The 1966-nt window shown below is 63.0% G+C and carries 4 protein-coding genes; all 4 read right to left on the minus strand.

Going from position 1 to position 1966, the window contains the following annotated elements:
- A partial coding sequence (locus tag HCZ87_RS20615) for a DNA-3-methyladenine glycosylase I (RefSeq protein ID WP_167646988.1) occupies positions 1-504 on the minus strand: 504 nt, incomplete at its 3' end.
- On the minus strand, positions 501-794 hold the full coding sequence (locus HCZ87_RS20620) for a YciI family protein (RefSeq protein ID WP_167646990.1): 294 nt from the start codon (positions 792-794) through the stop codon (positions 501-503). The genes HCZ87_RS20615 and HCZ87_RS20620, both read right to left, overlap by 4 nt.
- 21 nt (positions 795-815) lie before the next feature.
- Positions 816-1403 carry a TetR/AcrR family transcriptional regulator gene (locus HCZ87_RS20625; RefSeq protein ID WP_167646992.1) on the minus strand — a complete coding sequence of 196 codons (588 nt, stop codon included), beginning with the start codon at positions 1401-1403 and terminating at the stop codon, positions 816-818.
- A 64-nt stretch (positions 1404-1467) separates the two neighbouring features.
- Positions 1468-1966 (minus strand): aminoglycoside phosphotransferase family protein (locus tag HCZ87_RS20630; RefSeq protein ID WP_303048863.1); only part of this gene is annotated, 499 nt, incomplete at its 5' end.

The raw sequence follows: 1966 nt of genomic DNA on the forward strand, positions 1-1966 counted from the left end.
GGCAAAGCAGGTGGTCGGACCGACGAATTTCCAGCCGCGTTTCTTCAGCTCCTTTGACAGGGCAACCGACTCGGCGCAGGTGGATACCGTCTGCGGATCCGGCGGGTTCTTCACCTCAAAGCGCCAGAAAAACGCGGCGAGAGAGCCCTCGGAGGCCTCAAGTTCAATCGCTTGCGCGGCATTGTTGATCACCGCCTCGATCTTGCCCCGGTGGCGGATGATGCCCGCGTTAGCCAGGAGTTCCGCCACTTTCTCGGGTCCATATCCCGCCATCACGTGGAAATCAAAGCCATCAAAAGCAGCGCGAAAATTCTCGCGCTTGGCCAGGATGGTGCGCCAACTGAGGCCAGACTGAAAACTCTCGAGGCAGATCTTTTCAAACAACCGCCGGTCGTCGCCCACGGGAAAGCCCCATTCCGCATCGTGATAGGCGTCAAATTCCGGCGCCGTCGCCGACCAGGCGCAGCGCGAGCGGCCATCCGCGCCCTGAACAACCCGGCTCATGCGGCCTCCTTCAGGAACGCCAACCGCGCATCCGTGCGCGTGGGTTCAAAACCGGTGATCTCGGCGGTCACCACCCCGGCCACCACGAAGGGATCGTCCGCCACCCGCGCCTCCAGCGCCGCGCGGTCCTCGCGCCTCGTCAGGATCGCACCACCCTGCCCTGCCTCCAGGGATCCGGCGGCGAGGAACACGCCTGCATCGAACCCCTCCGCGAGCCAGGATTTATGCGCCTCCAGATGGTCCTGGATCTGCGCCTTGTTTTCCGCAAATTTCAAAAAGATGACATACATATCGCATCCCCCCTTGTTGGCTTATATCCTATTCACCGCTGCACCCGCAGCCTCGATCTGCTGCGCGCTCCAGGCGAGCATCCCGGCCACCTCCGCCTCGATGAAACCCTCATCGCCAAAGGCCTGCGCCAGGCTCGCCACCCCTTGGCTGCGCGCCAGAAGATGTGTTGCCAGCCCCGTGGTGTCGCCCGTCACACCAGCCGCCCGAAACTGAGCGGCAAGCCAGTCGATGAACAGGCTGAAAAGCTCCGCCGCCTGGCCCTGCGCGCTATGCTCCAGCTTCGAAAGTTCGCCGACCAATGTGCCGACCGGGCACCCCCAGGCCATGATCTTGGTCCGGTTGCGGATCAGGATGCGAATGAAGCAACCGATCCGCTCAAGCGGCGTGGTGCCCTCATCCTCCCAAGCCTCCAGCATGGCGCGCGTCCGGGCCAGCCGCAGTGCTATGACCGCGTCAAGAATGTCGTCTTTCGTCTTGAAGTGATAGTAGAAGTTGCCCCGCGACAGACCCAGAGGCGCAGCGATATCGGCAAAAGACGTGGCCTCGAACCCCTGTTCATAGAACAGGCGATCAGCTTCCTCGATGATACGATCCCGGGTTGTGGCCATGGCGGGGATGTCCTGTGATAAAGACTTAGGTCAAGCGTCCTACAGGCAAATTAGGACGCTTGACCTAATCGCGCAACCCCTCTTGTGCGCAACAGAGCATCTGACGCAACAGCGCGCGCTCTTCCATACTTTCGTGCCCCGCCCAAAGCAGCGAAAGTGCAAGCTTGGCAATCGCCCAACGGAGCTGCTCTTGCGGCGTACATCCAGCGGCCTCGGCCCAGAGGTTGGCGCGCCGCCGGATCACGGCGGGGTCACGCATATAGGCCGGGCAGCCGCGCGGGTGACGAAAGGCATTGGCCAACTCATAGGCGCGCGGACCACAGAGCCCCTTGGCGTCAAACACCCGCAGCCCCGCCGGGCTCTCGATGATATTGTCCGGGTGCAAATCGCCATGCAGCGCCACCAAGGGGAGCCACCCTGCCCGCAGTTGCGTCAGGCAATCCCCGGCAATGACCAGCGCCGCCCGCGCTTCCGGGCTGTGAAACCGGGCCTTTTCCACCGGGGCCAGCAGTGTCTCCACCGGCAAGAGCCCCGCCGCGCTGACCTCAAGCGCAAAGAGATCC

This window comes from Phaeobacter sp. HF9A (genome assembly GCF_011806385.1).
Classification (GTDB): Bacteria; Pseudomonadota; Alphaproteobacteria; order Rhodobacterales; family Rhodobacteraceae; genus Epibacterium.